General features: G+C 48.2%; 19 protein-coding genes and 2 riboswitches. Of the genes, 11 read left to right on the top strand and 8 right to left on the bottom strand.

What is annotated here, in order from left to right; genetic code table 11:
• Positions 1-421 precede the first annotated feature (421 nt).
• Together BZJ18_RS06865 and BZJ18_RS06870 are read left to right on the top strand one after the other, a co-directional pair.
• The gene (locus BZJ18_RS06865) at positions 422-658 is read left to right on the top strand and encodes a TA system antitoxin ParD family protein (RefSeq protein WP_077455859.1); all 237 of its coding nucleotides are present in this window, start codon (positions 422-424) and stop codon (positions 656-658) included.
• A complete protein-coding gene (locus tag BZJ18_RS06870) occupies positions 627-974 on the top strand; it encodes a type II toxin-antitoxin system RelE/ParE family toxin (protein ID WP_077455860.1) in 348 nt (115 codons plus the stop codon). The genes BZJ18_RS06865 and BZJ18_RS06870 overlap by 32 nt, the downstream gene beginning before the upstream one ends.
• A gap of 129 nt (positions 975-1,103) precedes the next feature.
• On the opposite strand, the gene BZJ18_RS06875 is transcribed toward BZJ18_RS06870, so the two are convergent.
• A complete protein-coding gene (locus BZJ18_RS06875) occupies positions 1,104-1,406 on the bottom strand; it encodes a HipA N-terminal domain-containing protein (protein WP_077455861.1) in 303 nt (100 codons plus the stop codon).
• Entirely contained in the window at positions 1,390-1,746 is a 357-nt protein-coding gene (locus BZJ18_RS06880; RefSeq protein ID WP_241824925.1) for a helix-turn-helix domain-containing protein, read from the bottom strand. The genes BZJ18_RS06875 and BZJ18_RS06880 overlap by 17 nt, the downstream gene beginning before the upstream one ends.
• Before the next feature lie 403 nt (positions 1,747-2,149).
• On the opposite strand from BZJ18_RS06880, the gene BZJ18_RS06885 reads away from it, so the two are divergent.
• Positions 2,150-2,434, top strand: a complete 285-nt coding sequence (locus BZJ18_RS06885; RefSeq protein WP_069587016.1) for a TIGR03643 family protein — start codon at positions 2,150-2,152, stop codon at positions 2,432-2,434.
• A gap of 321 nt (positions 2,435-2,755) precedes the next feature.
• Here the strand turns inward: BZJ18_RS06885 and BZJ18_RS06890 are convergent, their stop codons facing one another.
• Together BZJ18_RS06890 and BZJ18_RS06895 are read right to left on the bottom strand one after the other, a co-directional pair.
• Positions 2,756-3,919, bottom strand: a complete 1,164-nt coding sequence (locus tag BZJ18_RS06890) for an amidase family protein (RefSeq protein ID WP_077455862.1) — start codon at positions 3,917-3,919, stop codon at positions 2,756-2,758.
• A 121-nt stretch (positions 3,920-4,040) separates the two neighbouring features.
• Complete coding sequence (locus tag BZJ18_RS06895; RefSeq protein WP_158011259.1) at positions 4,041-5,207, bottom strand: J domain-containing protein; 1,167 nt, start codon at positions 5,205-5,207, stop codon at positions 4,041-4,043.
• 254 nt (positions 5,208-5,461) lie between these two features.
• A riboswitch (glycine riboswitch) is annotated at positions 5,462-5,549 on the top strand.
• A 2-nt stretch (positions 5,550-5,551) separates the two neighbouring features.
• Positions 5,552-5,631: riboswitch (glycine riboswitch) on the top strand.
• A 79-nt stretch (positions 5,632-5,710) separates the two neighbouring features.
• Between BZJ18_RS06895 and BZJ18_RS06900 the strand changes: the two genes are divergently transcribed.
• A complete protein-coding gene (locus BZJ18_RS06900) occupies positions 5,711-7,114 on the top strand; it encodes an alanine/glycine:cation symporter family protein (RefSeq protein ID WP_077455864.1) in 1,404 nt (467 codons plus the stop codon).
• A gap of 123 nt (positions 7,115-7,237) precedes the next feature.
• Here the strand turns inward: BZJ18_RS06900 and BZJ18_RS06905 are convergent, their stop codons facing one another.
• Entirely contained in the window at positions 7,238-7,915 is a 678-nt protein-coding gene (locus BZJ18_RS06905; protein ID WP_241824926.1) for an HAD family hydrolase, read from the bottom strand.
• A 306-nt stretch (positions 7,916-8,221) separates the two neighbouring features.
• Here BZJ18_RS06905 and BZJ18_RS06910 point away from each other — a divergent pair, with 306 nt between their 5' ends.
• The 6 genes from BZJ18_RS06910 (at position 8,222) to BZJ18_RS06935 (ending at position 13,980) form a co-directional block, all read left to right on the top strand.
• Entirely contained in the window at positions 8,222-8,806 is a 585-nt protein-coding gene (locus BZJ18_RS06910; RefSeq protein ID WP_069587020.1) for an FMN-dependent NADH-azoreductase, read from the top strand.
• A gap of 162 nt (positions 8,807-8,968) precedes the next feature.
• A complete protein-coding gene (gene sbcB, locus BZJ18_RS06915; RefSeq protein WP_077455919.1) occupies positions 8,969-10,390 on the top strand; it encodes an exodeoxyribonuclease I in 1,422 nt (473 codons plus the stop codon).
• Between the two features lie 199 nt (positions 10,391-10,589).
• Positions 10,590-11,081 (top strand): winged helix-turn-helix domain-containing protein, encoded by a 492-nt coding sequence (locus tag BZJ18_RS06920; protein ID WP_077455865.1) that lies wholly within the window; start codon positions 10,590-10,592, stop codon positions 11,079-11,081.
• A gap of 72 nt (positions 11,082-11,153) precedes the next feature.
• Positions 11,154-11,912, top strand: a complete 759-nt coding sequence (locus BZJ18_RS06925; RefSeq protein ID WP_077455866.1) for an ABC transporter substrate-binding protein — start codon at positions 11,154-11,156, stop codon at positions 11,910-11,912.
• A 182-nt stretch (positions 11,913-12,094) separates the two neighbouring features.
• A complete protein-coding gene (gene cdd / locus BZJ18_RS06930) occupies positions 12,095-12,991 on the top strand; it encodes a cytidine deaminase (RefSeq protein ID WP_077455867.1) in 897 nt (298 codons plus the stop codon).
• Positions 12,992-13,080: 89 nt separating this feature from the next.
• Complete coding sequence (locus BZJ18_RS06935; protein WP_069587024.1) at positions 13,081-13,980, top strand: DMT family transporter; 900 nt, start codon at positions 13,081-13,083, stop codon at positions 13,978-13,980.
• Positions 13,981-14,021: 41 nt separating this feature from the next.
• Here the strand turns inward: BZJ18_RS06935 and BZJ18_RS06940 are convergent, their stop codons facing one another.
• Positions 14,022-14,639, bottom strand: coding sequence for a thiopurine S-methyltransferase (locus BZJ18_RS06940; protein WP_077455868.1), 618 nt, complete (start codon positions 14,637-14,639; stop codon positions 14,022-14,024).
• Positions 14,640-14,896: 257 nt separating this feature from the next.
• Between BZJ18_RS06940 and BZJ18_RS06945 the strand changes: the two genes are divergently transcribed.
• A complete protein-coding gene (locus tag BZJ18_RS06945; RefSeq protein WP_077455869.1) occupies positions 14,897-15,310 on the top strand; it encodes a hypothetical protein in 414 nt (137 codons plus the stop codon).
• 17 nt (positions 15,311-15,327) lie between these two features.
• Here the strand turns inward: BZJ18_RS06945 and BZJ18_RS06950 are convergent, their stop codons facing one another.
• Positions 15,328-15,735, bottom strand: a complete 408-nt coding sequence (locus BZJ18_RS06950) for a hypothetical protein (RefSeq protein ID WP_069587029.1) — start codon at positions 15,733-15,735, stop codon at positions 15,328-15,330.
• A 301-nt stretch (positions 15,736-16,036) separates the two neighbouring features.
• Entirely contained in the window at positions 16,037-16,399 is a 363-nt protein-coding gene (locus BZJ18_RS06955) for a MarR family transcriptional regulator (RefSeq protein ID WP_077455870.1), read from the bottom strand.
• Positions 16,400-16,464: the final 65 nt, after the last annotated feature.

Below are 16,464 nucleotides of genomic sequence, written 5' to 3' on the forward strand. Positions count from 1 at the left end.
TAGAAAAGAAAGACACCCTCACTAATAGAATGAACCATCCACAATGGTTGTTCCGAGATTAGTAAACCACTGCCTATGCGGCAGTGAACCAATGCGCGAGCTTAATCGTGCATACCAAGACTTTCTAAGCTGCCTATGCGGCAGTGAACAATAGAATAACGTAATAATCGTCAGTGACAACAGGCCGTTAGGATGAAAATCGTCTTTTACCCTTGTTAAAAATCGCTTTCCATAACGCTTTGTATTTATTGCTTATTTTTGAACGGCCAAAAAAGAAGGATCACAAGGGTATCAACTTATCACATATGTTGAAGCAGAGCCGTCTTAAGTCACGCCAGATGTGCCAGTTCTAAACATGTTGCAAGGCGCGACATTTTGTCGCATATTAACCAGTGAAGATTTATAAACGAGGTAGTGAATCATGCCAACCAGTATACGGTTAGATGATGAGTTTGTGTCAGATGTAAAAGTGCATGCAGAAGCTGAAATGCGCTCCGTACCCAAGCAAATTGAGTACTGGGCAAAAATTGGGAAAATCATGACTGAGAACCCTGATTTACCCTATAGCTTTGTGCAAGAGGCGCTGATTGCATCTGAAGAAGTCAAACTTGGTAAGGTAAAACGTTATGAGCGACGGACCCCACGACAATCAGATTGATGTTTTCGTCTCTCGTGTTTTTGAAAAGCAGATGAACAAGCTGTCCGAGGCGCAGTGTGAAGTGGTCGAGGACGAGATAGACAGAATCATTGAAGATCCCACGCTTGGCACCCAGAAAAAAGGCGATCTGTCTTATCTTTGGGTGCACAAGTTCAAGCTCGATAGGCAAGAAGTGTTACTTGGCTACGCTTGGATTGAAAACAAACTCGAGCTCTATCTGCTTAATATCAGCTCGCACGAGAATTTCTACGCAACGATGAAAAAGCGCAGAAAAGCGGACTTAAAGATCATCGGCGCGACGCCGAATCGACGCTAGCGGCGTCGTTACTCTAGGATACATACGCCTATAAAAACAGGATCTTAGCAATCTTTACTCAGCCATTTGGCATACGCATGTATATTTATCATCGGAACTGTGCCACAGCTTTGTAGTTGTGATAGGAGCTCAAATAAAATTGTTTGTATGACACTGTAAAGCCTGTGAGACGACGTCTCTCAATGCGCCTTCTGGGAGCAGATTGGAGAGCACTGGCGGCAGTTTATCCGTGCGAATTTGTGGTGTGTGTAAGTATTGCGGATCGCGACGTTGCCTTAACGAAAAGGTCAAACGCTCATGCTGAGAGGTGGTGATAAACGCCGGATTGAACGTGAGAATATTCTTCCCGCCCGCGTAATGCTTAACAACAGCTACATCAACGCCATGCAGTTGAATGTTCAGCCCCTCAACGTCTTCACTGGTTTTGGTCATCGCTATGCTCCGTCCCTAACCAAAAGTCGAGATCGTCGTTATCATCATCTTTATAACGATCGAGGTTTACCGACTCATCAACCATCTGAGATGCTTTGGGCTCAAGCGTTAATGTCAGGTCGAGCCCTTCAAGCACGCGCAGCAAAGTCGATAACCGAACATCACTCCCCGCCTCTACTCGCTGATACTGCTGTTGTTTCATGCCAATACGCATGTACATGTCAGACTGCTCTAGCCCCAGTGATTTGCGACGGGCTTGCAATGCGCGCGCTATATCTTTTAGCGACACCATCACATCCCCAAACAACTTTAATATTGTATTATGGCTTACATACAACATATTAGTTGTTCTTTAAGAAATTACAACGTATTCATTGTTTAATAAGTCACAACATCAAGACTAGCATGGTGCATTTACATCAGTTGATATAAGCGCCAATCGTGACAGGCGCCCATTGACAGTTTTTATATATCCAACACTGTAGCGGCGCTTGTGTCACCTACGCTGCCTGTGCGGCAGTGAACAATAGAATAACCTAACAATCGTTCGATACAACAGGCTGTTAGGATAAAAATCGTCTTTTACCCTTGTTAAAAAGGGCCTTTCGTAACTAACTGTATTTATGGTTTATTTTTAAATAGCCCAAAAATAAGGGTGAAAACATTGATTGGTCAGAAAGAACACGCTGATCGGTTTTTCCTGCGCTACCCGTATTATTTGCCACCAGCATAAGGAGACAGATATGGCTTTGAACGAGCAACCAGGAGAGATTGACCGAATTATAGAAATGGCGTGGGAAGACAGGACCCCTTTTGAAGCCATTGAAACACTGTATGGCCTGCGACAAGATGATGTTATCGCGCTGATGCGCCGTGAGTTAAAGCCGCGCAGCTTTAAGGTATGGCGTGAACGCACAAACGGCCGTAAAACCAAACACAAAGCGCTGCGTTCAGCGTCTGTGGGCCGTAGTCATTGTAAAAGCCAATATAAAGTAAAATCGTCTAACGGTAAGGCTAATCGCAGATAAAAATGATGTCACAGCGAAGCGTCTGAGTGGTTAATTGATCGTCTCTGTCACGTTATGGAAACGTGACAGTCAAATTGTCACTTTCTACTGGCGCTTAGTCTGTGCTTCAACCCCAAAGCCAATCTAACTCACAGCTTTATTTTTCAAACAGTTATGCGTTAAAAACAACACTAATCCAACTACTTATCCACAGTTTCTGTTGATAGTAAATCGACATCGGGTAACTTATTTAACCTTTAAATATCAGTAAGTTAATTGCATAAAATACAATTTTATAGAAATTTCTTGACGACAGCGTTGCTAAAGATTCCAGATCTAAGCTTAACCGACCCAACGGTGTGCTACTTCCATCAATAACTTATCTTTGTTGGGATGTCCCAGCAATGTGACACCGTAAGGAGCTTCTTGGTAGTTAAATAATGGCACGGTTAACTGCGGTAGCCCACACACATCGGCCAGCGCCATGAGGCGTCTTTGTGCCAAATTAAAGATGTCGCTTTGCTCTTGGCCTGCGTCTCTTGGCAAGATCTCGCCCGGCGTAGACGGTAGAATCAATACTTTATCACTTGGCCACATCGCACATACGGTATCTCTGAGTTGCTTGCGCGTTTTTTTCGCTTGGAAATGGTCTTTGTAATTAATCGCTTGAAGGCGGGCTAAGTAGCTTTGCGTAGAGGACGGTAAGTCCAGCTTTTGCTTTTCCAGCCATTCTTGATAGACCAGTAAAAACTCATGGCTGGCAATGGCAACTTGGGCGTTCTCAATTCGTGTTAAAACGAGTTTGTTCATCGCCAACGTGGTTTCATGCGGTAAAGGTAACGCCTCTAATTTTTTGTAGAAACAATCCATGGCTTCGTCACTGTAATAGAGTGCGAAGATAGGTTCCGCCAACACGACACCGACAATGTTTTTGATCGCCGTTGAAGGTTTCGCCACCAGCTCTTGGAACTGGCTAATTGGCGCTAATGCCTGACTACAGACGCCCGGATTATCAAACGTTTCTGCCGCAGGTAGCAAACCACTCGCGTCGATGAGCCCTGGCGTAGGCCGATAGCCAAATAAGCCACAATGTGCCGCCGGGATGCGTACACCGCCAAAAGCATCATTACCAATGCCTAAGTGAGCCAGTTTTTTTGCGACTGCGACAGCAATCCCTGCATTACTGCCGCCGACGCGATACTTACGGTACTTTGGATTGCGAAGCTCAGCGTAGAAAGGATTGAGGCCGGTAATGCTAAAGGCAAGCGGATCCACTTGCAGTTGGCCAATTAAATTGGCGCCTTGGGTCATCATGGTGTGCAGCACCGCCGCATCTTTGGCCGACTCAGTGCGCCCTTCCGACCATGCAGGAATACCGATCCCCGACACCAAACCTTCTACCGCTACAGAGTGAGAAACAGCAATGTGATAACGCCTGAATACCCCACCGCTGCTATCCTGACGAGGTGGATCATACCGATGCGCAAACATGGCTTGGTCTAACATTGGCGTTCCTTATCACAAAATCAATCGAGCCTTATTGATCAGTGTAATACAGTTGCGACAAATCAGACGCCTGAGTTGGGCGGTAAACCATGTCGATGCAAATGAAAGTGTTACTGGTTTTTTAAAAGTTCGCCGCTGTCAGCCCTGGTGCTCGTTGACACGATTGTTCAAAGGCACTGAGTTGAGGGGCAAGATCCTCACTGACAAAGGTATCGTCAAATATTTTCACTTTGCGGGCGAGCTGCCAACTATCAATCGACGCGCCTTGTCCGTAGGGAATTGCATACACATGAAAGTGTTGACGCTGAGTAATGTAGTCAAGATTTGGCGGTACGCGTAAAGGTTGATAGGTGGTATTAAGGTAGACGTAAAACTCCCCTTGGCAATTGGCCACCACATACGAGCCTTGCTCACTGCGTAACGCGAGATAAGGTTGTGGTACTTTATCAAACTGATTCACATGCCATTGATTCGCTGTTGCAGTTAGCTGGATCATCGGAGCGGTCGGCATGGACGCACGCGAATCGCTTACCTGGGGTGTCGGCGTCGGTGCAGGTGCCGTTGTTTTATTGTTTTCCAACGGTTCGACAATTCTGACACGTTGCGCCACCTCTGGCGCCGATTGGCCTAACAATGTCCTCATCATGCTTTGCCAGTGGCTAGTCGGCAACATCAGCACCGCAATCACGCCCCAAGAAGCCAATACCCAACGCCATGCTAAGCCGGGCTTTGAGGCTTTAAGCGTCACTGGCGTTGCTTTATGTTTGAGCTCGGTTTCCAGTTGTTCAACCTGAGATAGTGCCTGTTGTAATTCTCGATTGATCTGTTTGCTCTCTTTCTTGTCACTGTCATGTTGCTTTGATAACCGCTGATGCTGCTCTTCTAAGACATGATGTTGCTTTTCCAGCTTCTGATAGTGCTCCCGCCATTGGCGATTATCAAACTCCAGCTTGGCAATTTTCGCGGTCAGATGCGCAGGGATTTGGTTGTTCGCTTGGCGGGCTCGTAAAGTTCGATTCTCTTGCTGCAATGCGGCGAGTTCTTTTTGTAACCGCGCCACTTGGCTTCGCAATGCTGCCGTGCCACCAGCAGATTGTTGACTGTCGAGCGGGCTGTGATCGCCCTTGCCATTTTTAACCGCTTGATACGCTTCACTGACAAGCTGCATCAACCCTGTGCTTCCGCCTTTATCTGGATGCACACGAATAGAAAGTTGACGATAGCGTTGTTTAATTTGCTCGGCGCTTTCACTGGCGCCAACGCCTAAAAGTTCGTTCCAAGTGGTCATATCAGGGCCCATCATTACGGCTTCGTCTTGCAAACTTAATCACAAGGTGTTGTTCCGTGTTATCGGCAAAGGATCACATTTATTGAGTATTTATGGGTCGAGATTTCAGTATAGCCAGCACCATATTGTTCGGAGATAAAAGTTTAAAGAGTGCAAATTTTGCGCGCTTCTTTAATTGATAGGACTCTTTATTGATTTTTGCATTGCATTCATATTTCTGTGATCTATCATACTTACCGCAATATGACGTTCCGATGAAGACAGCAGGAGAGAGGTGGCATTCGCCATCCGCCGAAGAAGTAAATCTTTCAGGCACTTAAATGTATGGACTGCTGTTGGAGGAGCCTCTGGAGAGACCCGTTAAGTCGGGCGCCGAAGGAGCAAGCTTGTTTTCAAGTGAAACTCTCAGGCAAAAGGACAGAGGAGATACCCACCCCAATATGTAGCACTTTTGTTAATATTAGTGTGGCTTATCTCCTCCTTTGATGTTTAAAGGGGGATAAATGCAATTTCTAACTCAACTACCAGATATACCATCACTTCTCGCCACCATTGACGACTGGATATGGGGCCCACCGCTATTACTGCTGCTCACTGGAACCGGTCTGTTCTTTACCGTACGGTTAGGGTTTATCCAGCTACGCCGTTTACCTTTTGCACTAAAACAAATTTTTAAACCGGCGGATGCCTCAACCCAAGGCGATGTTTCTGGTTTTGCGGCTTTATGTACAGCATTGTCCGCGACTATCGGAACAGGAAATATTATTGGTGTCGCAACCGCTATCGCGCTGGGCGGTCCCGGCGCCCTATTCTGGATGTGGCTAGCCGCGTTTTTAGGCATGGCAACCAAATACGCAGAATGCTTGCTAGCGGTGAAATATCGCGAAACCGATCACAAGGGCAATATGCTGGGCGGGCCCATGATGTACCTTTCTAAAGGGGCTGGGCAACCGCTTTTAGCGAAGCTGTTCGCGCTGTTTGGATTAGGCGTCGCCTGCTTTGGTATTGGCACCTTCCCGCAAGTTAACGCCATCAGCAGTGCCGCTACTCACCTGTTCAATATTCCCACCATGGCGGTTGCAGGGATCTTAACCGCATTGGTGGCTCTGGTAACCATTGGCGGGGTGAAGTCGATTTCAGCCGTAGCGGCCAAAATCGTTCCCGTGATGGCGGTATTCTATGTGGTCGCGTGTTTATGGGTGCTTGGGGCGAACATTGAACAACTCCCACACGCCGTCGCGCTGGTCTTTGAGTCCGCGTTTACGGGAATGGCAGCAACCGGTGGTTTTGCAGGTGCGGGAATGATGCTTGCGATTCAAGCCGGTATTGCACGCGGCGTATTTTCTAATGAGTCAGGACTGGGCAGCGCCCCTATCGCCGCGGCTGCAGCCAAAACCGATTCTTGTGTTGAGCAAGGCCTTGTTTCCATGACCGGTACTTTTATCGATACGCTGGTGATTTGTACCATGACGGGCCTGACCTTAATTCTGACCCAATCATGGTCAGGGGAGCTGGCAGGGGCCGCGATGACCTCCCATGCCTTTGCAGTCGGTATGGAGAGCAGCATTGGACCGATGCTGGTGAATATTGGCCTGTTATTTTTTGCCTTCACCACCATTCTAGGCTGGCATTACTATGGTGAGCGTTGTGTCGCTTATTTGTTCGGTAAACGCGCTATCTATCTATATAAGCTCATTTTTATTGGATTGATTGCATCAGGATCCTTTATCCATCTGAACACCATTTGGATCCTTGCTGATATCGTTAATGGCTTAATGGCGATCCCGAACCTGATTGGCTTGTTGCTACTTCGCCATGTGGTGATCAACGAAACGCGCGCCTACTTTAATCAAGAGGCGGCGAGCCCAGCCCGTGCCGAGCATACCACTTGCAGCCAAGTGCATTAAGTTACGGCTAAGTGTATGAGTGGCTCGTTACCACCTCGGTCAGCCCGCTGATACAGCAAACGTAAAAAAGCCGGTGAGTACACCTCACCGGCTTTTACGTATTACTCAACAGGCAGTCATTGCTTACGCAAACTTCACCGCATCGGTTTCTTCTATGCCTAAACGCCCTAAAATGGCGCGTGGATTAACAAAATCGTTGATTCGGGTGTGGTGTTCCACTTTATCCCCTACCGCGACGAACTCATAATCCAGTGATTGAGTCGCCTGTTTGTCCCATACCCCGTCACCAAAATAAATTCGGCGATCAAACTGCACGCCATAATCTTGCTTGGCGCGGAACGCCGCGAGTGCCATCACTTCACTGCGGCTCATCGCATTCGAGCATGACGAGAACACGATACCATCGACATTAAAACCGGCCGCCTTTAACTTCATCCGCGCGGTTTCTTCCCAGCCACCCGTCGCAATGGCGAGAGCAACAGAAGGTACTTGACGCATCTCATTGATAAACTCGACCGCGCCCGGAATGGGAGTCATACCGTTTTCCGCAATGGCGTGCGCGAGCTTTTGCATAAACACACGTTTCACTTCTCGGAAAATGGTGATTTTCTCTTTTTTCAGGTCGTTTTTATCGATGAGTTCTTCGATGATACCTGCGTCGGTGATATTGGTGTATCCACCCCAATCATCAGGCACTGTCAGTCCCGTCACAGCAAAAATGGCTTCACTAAAACACTCGTGGTCCATGTGGCAGCTGTCTACCAGCGTACCATCCACGTCTAACATAAATAGATTTTTCACGCGCTATTCCTCAAATCCCGTTGCGTCCACACAAGCACACGGCTTGTTGATTTGATTGTGGCGCTTCCCCAATGCAAGCTGTCTGTCCGACACAACGGTCATTATAACATTATTTTTACATTTTGGACGACAGCCGAGCGCAATCATACGCCCCTGCTTGATAACTGCCAATGCTCACTCGAAAAGTTGTTACATCAACGAAATTTTTGAACAAGTTTAACGAATCCTTGACGTGGTGTTTTTACGCCCAAACTCTACACTAACCAAGGTCGCAATATGCAGCCCGTTAATTTTAAGGAGAACGTAATGAAAGCGCTTGTCATCAAATCAAGTATTCTTGGCCCCCATTCTAGCTCGAACGCCGTGATCGATGGCGTGGTGAACAACCTATCACCTGATTCTTTGGTTGAGCGTGACTTGGCAGCCAATCCATTGCCGATCCTTGACGGCGAGCTTGCCGGTGGCCTTCGTGGCGGCAGTGATCTGAATGAACGTCAACAGCAAACGTTGGCGCTTTCTGACCAGTTGATCAACGAGATCCAACAAAGCGATACGCTAATCATCGCCGCCCCGATGTATAACTTCACGGTGCCCGTACAGCTGAAAGCGTGGATTGATCTTATTGCCCGTGCTGGCGTGACATTTCGCTATACCGAAAATGGTCCTGAAGGCTTAGTGACAGGTAAGCGCGCTATCGTTGTCACCACACGAGGTGGGATGCACAAAGGCGGTAACACCGATCACGTGACAGGTTATATGCAAACCGTACTTGGTTTTATCGGTATTACAGACGTTGAATTTGTCTACGCGGAAGGCCTCGCCATGGGTGAAGACTTGGCCAGCAAAGCCATTGACGATGCAAAACAGCAGCTCAAAAAACTGGCTTCTTAATCGCAAAAGACCCATTGTTTGGTGCAAACGCCTGCCAATGTGCAGGCGTTTAGGTTAGCAAGCGCGCGAGGATTGGTGATCCGCGACGCCAATGTTACCATGTGCGGTCTAATGCAGGTGGTTGAGCCTGCTTTCTTTTCTTTGATCAGATTGGATGCGATTGTGACCGACACCGCCCAGCCAACGTTTTTTATCTACGACTTTGAGACCTTTGGCACCCACCCGGGTAAAGACCGCCCTTGTCAGTTTGCCGGCGTGCGCACTGATAGCGACTTCAACGTTATTGGCGAGCCCTTAGTGCTGTTTTGTCAGCCACCGAATGATTATTTGCCCGCACCAGAAGCCTGCTTAATTACCGGGATCACACCACAGTTAGCGGTGAAAAAAGGCTTACCTGAGCCCGAATTTATCGCCCGTATCCATGAGGCGCTCTCTCAGCCAAATACCTGTGTCTTCGGATATAACAATGTACGCTTTGATGATGAGGTGACCCGCTACACGTTGTACCGTAACTTTTATGACCCATACGGTTGGAGTTGGCAAAACGGAAATTCACGGTGGGATTTACTCGATGTGATGCGCGCTTGCTATGCGTTGCGCCCCGAGGGTATTGAGTGGCCGCATGATGAAAATGGCAAGCCAAGCTTTAAGCTGGAAAAACTCTCGGTTGCCAACGGCATTGAGCACAGTAATGCGCATGATGCTATGGCGGATGTGTACGCCACCATTGAGCTGGCCAAAAAAGTAAAAGCTGCACAACCGCGTTTATTCAATTATTTGCTGACCCATCGCCATAAAAACAAAATCAAAACCCTGATTGATGTGGTGAATATGACCCCACTGGTTCATGTCTCGGGTATGTTTGGCACCGAGCGAAGCAACACCAGTTGGATCGTGCCAGTTGCTTGGCATCCTGAAAATCCCAATGCGGTGATCACCATTGATTTGGCGCGAGACCCAGCACCGCTTTTTGAGCTTGATGTCGATGCGCTGCGCGAGCGTTTGTATACGCCTCATCATGCACTCGCGGAGGATGAATTACCGGCACCACTGAAACTCGTGCACATCAACAAATGCCCGGTCTTAGCTGATGCAAAAACGCTACGTCCGGAAGATGCTGCGCGCTTAGGGGTAGATCGCGAAGCCTGCTTGCGTCATCTAAAAGCGCTCAAAGCCGCACCAGAGCTAAGAGAAAAGCTGGTTGCCGTCTTTGCCGAATCAAAACCCTTTGACGATCAGGACGTCGATAGTGCCCTATATGCAGGCTTTTTCTCGAAAAGTGATCAAAGTGCGATGGAAATTATTCGTGCGCGCGATCCTGAAAATCTTGCCGCGCTCGATTTGAGCGTTGACGACTGGCGCATAAAGCCGCTGCTATTCCGCTATCGCGCGCGTAATTATCCGTGGACACTGACTGACGCTGAGCAGCAAAAGTGGTTTATGCACCGTCGCGACTATTTCGAGGCCCACTTGCCTGCATACATGGAAAACTTACAGCAATTGGTCGATGCTCACCAAGACGATGAACACCAGCTGAAGATCCTCAAAGCGGTGTACCACTATGTGGAATCCTTGGTCAGTTAATTTTGCTTCCCTTGCCGTGGTGTCATCGGAGCCATTGGCAAGGGAAAGCCTACTATCTTTCTGATAGATAGTCGCTTTTAAAAATTTCCTCACACGCTGCCCAACTTCGTCTACCAAAAAAAACGTCCATATTCTAGTTGCAGAACCGTGATTTGAGTCCACACTTTTAAAAAGAGTATCGTGTGGAGTGGGCTCAATTATGACAACCAAAGTGAATACGCGCTGTTATCGATTTGCGGATGTTGATTTCGAACCAGAAAGCAGAACCTTATATTGGACCGACCAAACCATCACGGTACTGTCCTACGAAGAGTCACGCATGCTAGAAATGCTTTGCTACTACGCGGGAGAAGTGCTATCCAGCCGCACGCTATTTAAGCAAGTTGCATTACCGGATAGCTCGTTTGCGCAGCACCAAAGTGTGGTGACGTCTTTAATGGCAAAGTCCTATCGTAACGGCAAAAAGTGCTTGCCCTTTGAAGTGGTGGGCGAGTTTGGCTACCGCGTTGCCTTGCCCCAACAAACCCTGTCGCATCGACCCGCACCGAGAACGCAACCACAAGCCGATGAGCCACCATCGCTCGCGAAGCCAGATGATTTACAAGCGGCAGACTTTAGTATCACCAAACCACTGATTGTACTACTTAGCGCTGCAACCGTGATTATTGGAATAACAGCATTACTCACTTGAGCTTTTACGTTTGTGGGCTAAAGAGCCGACAGGATCTCGTCGCGAGCTTTTTATTGACTAAATGGAGGCTACATGGGAAAACGGTTATTGCTATTGCTACTATACATAATTCTCCTGCCTCTCTCCGACACATGGGCAAAAAGCGACAATAACCAGCTAAACGATGCTCCAGAAACACTCGTGATCCATATGGGTGAGCTGCCGGGCTTAATTAATCTTGACGGGTCAGGGCCATTCGTGGATTTTGTACGCTTTCTCGATGACCAAGATCCGAACACGCAAATCGAAATCACCGTATTTCCCATTCATCGCGCGATTAATGGCATCGTACAAGGCAGTGCCGATTTAATGCTGCCCGCCGTGCGCCCAACGAAAACAGTCACCGATTTGCCCTTTGCATTTAGCAGTGAGTCGTTTGGCGATGTCACCCATGTTTTATATACCCATAAAAATAATCCCCTCCCCGTTGATGTCCTATGGGCTAATCCGGAACCTTATACGATTGAGGCGGTACCCTATTACATGCCGTTTAAAGTCAAGCGTTCGCACAGTATTGAACAATCCTTGCGCCGTCTTGCCGCTGGCCGCATTGATGGGTTTGTCTGGGCGCAAGAGGAGGCCGACATGGTGCTCAAGCAGTTAGGGCTAACCAATATTCGCCGCGCACATTTTGCTGATTTTCAAGATGTATTTGTGATCCCCAAAGGAGAGAAAGGTCAGGCCATTGATGCCTACCTCACCGCGTTGATCACTCGCCTGCGTGACAGTGGCGCATTAGCGCGTGAGTATTATAAAGTTCATCGCCCCTACGTGGACTGGCAACCGGAATAGCAAGCTTCGCGACTGTATTTAAAAGCCATCATAGTGACTGTATTTACAGGCTTAAAAATGTTGACGTCACTCTAAGTTTGAGCAACAAGATCATATTTGCATTGCATGCGTGATATTACTCACACATTTATCAAGATCGCTTCTCTACACTGATAGGCCGTTAACCATTTAGAAGTGATGCTATGCGAACCGCACTCATTGACGCACTGACACAATTGCCAGACTCACTACAGAGCACCGTCTCGGAATGGCTTCACGCATCGGCGTTTGATGCGACCTTTACGCCCGCGCAAGTGGCAGATATGGAAGCCGCGAGTGGCCTGTCTGGCGCGGCATTGCGCCTTGCTTTACTCCCGCTGGCCGCAGCCTATGCTGTGACACCCATTTCTCGTTTTAATGTTGGGGCGATTGTCAGAGGAGAAGATGGCACCTTATACCTAGGTGCAAATATCGAACTGACTGGCGTTCAACTCGGACAAACCGTGCATGCAGAGCAATCTGCGATCAGCCACGCATGGACCAAAGGGGCGACGCGCTTAACCGACATCACCATTAATTACAGTCCTTGCGGCCATTGTCGCCAGTTTATGAACGAGTTGAATGGTGCTGAGGACTTAGTGATTCAACTGCCTAAATCGGACGCTAAATCACTGCACGCTTATCTTCCCGAAGCATTTGGCCCTGCCGACCTAGGTATTAAAGCGCGACTGCTTGCCGACCTAACGCAAGGCTTAACGGCGGACGATATTGACGATCCTCTGCTTAAACAAGCCGTTGAAGCGGCGAACATTAGCCATGCACCTTATTCGGGCAACTACAGCGGTGTCGCGATTGAAACAAGCGATGGCCGTGTATTTAAAGGAATGTATGCCGAGAATGCGGCCTTTAATCCGAGTTTGCCTCCGCTTCAAGTTGCTTTAATTGCCGCCAATATGGCGGGCTACTCGTGGGATAAGATTGCCTCTGTGGCATTAGCCGAAGTGGTGAACAGCACCGTGAGTCATCTGGCCGACACTCAAGCAAGCTTGGATGCCATTAATCCCGACATTCCCTTGTTATATGCAGGGTTAAGAGCTTAATACAAAACATAAGGCCGCATTGATTTCTAGTCGCTCTGCGGCCTGTTTTACGCTACTATCCGAGCATCTTTTTTCGGATAACCACAGCGATGAAACAAATTCATAATCCCATCCAAGGTGCTGCCTGGATGTTGATCGCCGGCCTCTGTTTTGCGCTGGTTAATAGCCTCTCACAATACGTCAGTTTTAAACTCGGCTTGCCGTCAACCACCGTTGCCTTTATTCAATATGCGATCGCACTGGTTGCCATGATCCCGTGGCTGAAACAGCTGGGTGTACGCCACGCATTAAAAACAGAACATTTAGGAAAACACTGTCTGCGCGTGTTTATCTCGGTGATTGGCATTCAACTGTGGCTGTGGGCCCTCGCTTACCCTGTACCGATTTGGCAAGGTATTGCTCTACTGATGACTTCTCCCTTATTTGCCACCATTGGTTCTGGGTTATTTTTACGTGAACGTGTCGGTATCGCTCGCAGCTTAGCAACCCTCGCGGGTTTCTGTGGTGCGATGATTATCTTGGAGCCTTGGTCAGAAGGATTTACGTGGGCCACCTTATTGCCTGTCGGCGCTGCGTTTTTTTGGGCCACCTATTCGTTGATGGTCAAACGTTTATCCGCCTATGATCCGCCAACAACTATGGTGGTCTACCTGTTGCTATTGATCACGCCTTTTAATTTGGTGCTTGCCGTACCGGATTGGACGCTACCAGCAAGTGCGACAGCATGGTGGATGCTGATCGGTGCTGGCCTGCTCACCGCCTTAGCCCAATGGGCCATCGCCAAGGCCTATGCCGTTGCAGATGCTTCATTTGTTCAGCCGTTTGATCACGCCAAATTGCCGTTAAATGTGTTATTTGGCTGGTTAGTCTTTAGCTGGGTTCCACCCGGTCGATTATGGTTAGGGGCCGGCATTATTATCGCCGCCGTGTTCTTTATCACGCACTGGGAATCCCGTCAGTATCACGCCACCAAAGCCAAACCAGCGTAACGCACTCGATAGAAAAAGGGCCTGATGGCCCTTTTTTATCATTATTCAGCGGCTTGAATCAGCCAGACTTGCTCCCCTCGCTCACCACAGGGTTCGGTACAGGTATCGAGCAAGGTCACTTTCATACCTTGATAGGTCTGTCTAACCAGCTGTTCATCCACAGAGAATGGCGGATGATCATCACTTTGTGGATAAAACAGAGTAACAAGCAACATGCGACCACCTGGGGCCAGTAAGGAAGTGACGCGATCAACATACTGCTGACGCATCGATGGTGGCATTGCCACTAACGCCGCCCGATCATAAATTAACGGTGCCGGCTGCAAACGCGCAGTAAAGAAATCACCACTGATCAACTCTAATTCGTCAAAGCAATAATGCGTGTGTCCAGAAGGTGCCGTATACACTTGCGGTGTGTAAAGGTTTTCAGAGAAAAAAGCGCGTACCGCGATATCACTAAGCTCTACCCCAACCACACGCTCATGACGCTCGGCTAGCCAATTCAAATCGATAGACTTACCACACAACGGAACCAGCACTTCCTCGTCCAAACGCGGGTTTAGTGCAGACCAATACGCCATCAACATGGGGTGTACGCTATCGCGATGAAAGCCAATTTGATTTTCGGCCCAGCGTTGATGCCAAAACTCTTGCTCCATGCTCTCTCCGACTCAATTTAAAAGTCCTTGATTATATCTGAATTCCCTGATGATGCAGAGAGGCGGCCGATACCTCGCCCCTACAAAACAGTGTCGTTTTGTTCACGAACGCTCCTTGTTCGACTATCTCCTTTCCGATCACAACACGATAGAGATAACGATCCTGATCACAAATTAATCATCAGGCAACTTGCCAACAGTCAGATTTAATAATACTGTTCTTTTATACAGTATTGATCATATATACAGGTATCCGCATGTACACGACATCATCTCTTACCAATATTACGCCCGTACATCACGCAACCAATACCGCGCCGTTAACACACACCGCCACATATGCGATGCAAGATGCACGACGAACTCATTGGCAAGCGATGATGCGAGCATTAGCGCTCAAGGCACGACAGCCCAAATGGATCACTGTCATCAAWCCACCGCGTACATTTACGGCCAAACATCTTCAGCAATGGGGAATTCATCCTGATCAAGTGAGAGTGATCCGCAGCCGCAACGGTTACGATGACTGCGCACTCGTGGAAGGTGCTGTGAAAGCGAATACCTCTTGCGCTGTGTTGGCCTTTTCACCGCAAGCCGAGAAAATCACTCACTATGAAACAGGGACACAGTGGGTGGCGTTTGTAAATCCAGCCGTGTTGCACTGCCATTGAAGCAATTCGTCGAGACGTTAAACAGAAGGAAAAGTGAGGCGTACCCACTCACGATTTTCGTTACTGTACTCCAACAGTGCACCCGTTTGGTCGCTAATCGCTTCCATTTGACGGTAGTCCAGTGCATACGGCATCAAAATGGTTAGCTCGCGAATACTTTGTTGCTGAGCCAATTTGGCAAGGCGCACTAAGTTAACCGTATCTGTATTGCGAAATGAGAGTACCTGCGCCGCTTGCTGATGCAGACGATCTTGAGCGGTCAATGCCTGTTGGGCGTGATGCTCAAGCACCGTATTAAATGCAGGCAACAAACTGCGAAATATGTCGACAAACGTCCAGTTAGGCTGTTGTTCTTCGCATAGAAAATGGGTGTAGTCGAAAACGACTTCAGTCGGTGTTTTCAGCTGGGTAGACAGCGCTTCCATGGCTTTTACCTCCAGACAGAGAAAGAAAACTGACGTCCCTCTACTATATGCAGTTTTAAACAGATGTCTGGAAGATCATACAGTATTTTGCGTCTGATCAAGCTTTAATCACGCGAATGCGTAATAATGACAAGATTTTTTAACAATAAAAGAACAACCCAATGAAAAATCACTGCATTATTCACGTTATTGCCACATAAAAATAAGAAAAGCGTATAAAGAAGGTCGGTGGGGAGAGTAACCCGCTTAAACGCTAATAGTATCGATGCCATCAGCAGCTTAAGCGGGCCAGCAAATGCGATTAACAGGCTTTGTAGATAACCTTGTTAGATGCCACTTGCACACGCTCCACCACACCCTCTTCGGTGAGTTTTTTCAGCGCGCCTGTCGCCCAAGAGGCGGCTTTGCTATCTTCTTGACCGGCAGCCAAACCGATGCCTTTAGGATTAATCCCTTCTGGGTTGGCTTGTACAATATCAAGCACCTGTTGTTGCTTTGGCGTGAGTGACACTGAGACGCTTGCAGCAGCTGCTGGCGCGGCGGCAGGTGCAGGCTTTGCTGCGGCAACTGGCTGAGTTTTAACTGGACGCTGACGTACTGGCGACGTTGCCTTTACACGCTTGTTCAGTTTGAATTGTACCTTACGCTTGTGAGAGATTTTCATTCAATCATCCTACTCCGATGCACTACGTTCAGAGCCTCTGAATGCAGCGGGTGAAAAACAAAGCG

It is taken from the genome of Salinivibrio sp. IB872 (genome assembly GCF_001995345.1).
Lineage (GTDB): Bacteria > Pseudomonadota > Gammaproteobacteria > Enterobacterales > Vibrionaceae > Salinivibrio > Salinivibrio proteolyticus.

What these genes read in the sequence shown, in the direction of transcription:
- BZJ18_RS06865 (WP_077455859.1), top strand. Translation starts at nt 422, where the DNA reads ATGCCAACCAGTATACGGTTAGATGATGAGTTTGTGTCAGATGTAAAA.
- BZJ18_RS06870 (WP_077455860.1), top strand. Translation starts at nt 627, where the DNA reads ATGAGCGACGGACCCCACGACAATCAGATTGATGTTTTCGTCTCTCGT.
- BZJ18_RS06890 (WP_077455862.1), bottom strand. Translation starts at nt 3,919, where the DNA reads ATGTTAGACCAAGCCATGTTTGCGCATCGGTATGATCCACCTCGTCAG.
- BZJ18_RS06900 (WP_077455864.1), top strand. Translation starts at nt 5,711, where the DNA reads ATGCAATTTCTAACTCAACTACCAGATATACCATCACTTCTCGCCACC.
- BZJ18_RS06885 (WP_069587016.1), top strand. Translation starts at nt 2,150, where the DNA reads ATGGCTTTGAACGAGCAACCAGGAGAGATTGACCGAATTATAGAAATG.
- BZJ18_RS06955 (WP_077455870.1), bottom strand. Translation starts at nt 16,399, where the DNA reads ATGAAAATCTCTCACAAGCGTAAGGTACAATTCAAACTGAACAAGCGT.
- cdd (WP_077455867.1), top strand. Translation starts at nt 12,095, where the DNA reads ATGCGAACCGCACTCATTGACGCACTGACACAATTGCCAGACTCACTA.
- BZJ18_RS06950 (WP_069587029.1), bottom strand. Translation starts at nt 15,735, where the DNA reads ATGGAAGCGCTGTCTACCCAGCTGAAAACACCGACTGAAGTCGTTTTC.
- BZJ18_RS06880 (WP_241824925.1), bottom strand. Translation starts at nt 1,746, where the DNA reads ATGTTGTATGTAAGCCATAATACAATATTAAAGTTGTTTGGGGATGTG.
- BZJ18_RS06940 (WP_077455868.1), bottom strand. Translation starts at nt 14,639, where the DNA reads ATGGAGCAAGAGTTTTGGCATCAACGCTGGGCCGAAAATCAAATTGGC.
- BZJ18_RS06895 (WP_158011259.1), bottom strand. Translation starts at nt 5,207, where the DNA reads ATGACCACTTGGAACGAACTTTTAGGCGTTGGCGCCAGTGAAAGCGCC.
- BZJ18_RS06910 (WP_069587020.1), top strand. Translation starts at nt 8,222, where the DNA reads ATGAAAGCGCTTGTCATCAAATCAAGTATTCTTGGCCCCCATTCTAGC.
- BZJ18_RS06935 (WP_069587024.1), top strand. Translation starts at nt 13,081, where the DNA reads ATGAAACAAATTCATAATCCCATCCAAGGTGCTGCCTGGATGTTGATC.
- BZJ18_RS06920 (WP_077455865.1), top strand. Translation starts at nt 10,590, where the DNA reads ATGACAACCAAAGTGAATACGCGCTGTTATCGATTTGCGGATGTTGAT.
- BZJ18_RS06925 (WP_077455866.1), top strand. Translation starts at nt 11,154, where the DNA reads ATGGGAAAACGGTTATTGCTATTGCTACTATACATAATTCTCCTGCCT.
- BZJ18_RS06875 (WP_077455861.1), bottom strand. Translation starts at nt 1,406, where the DNA reads ATGACCAAAACCAGTGAAGACGTTGAGGGGCTGAACATTCAACTGCAT.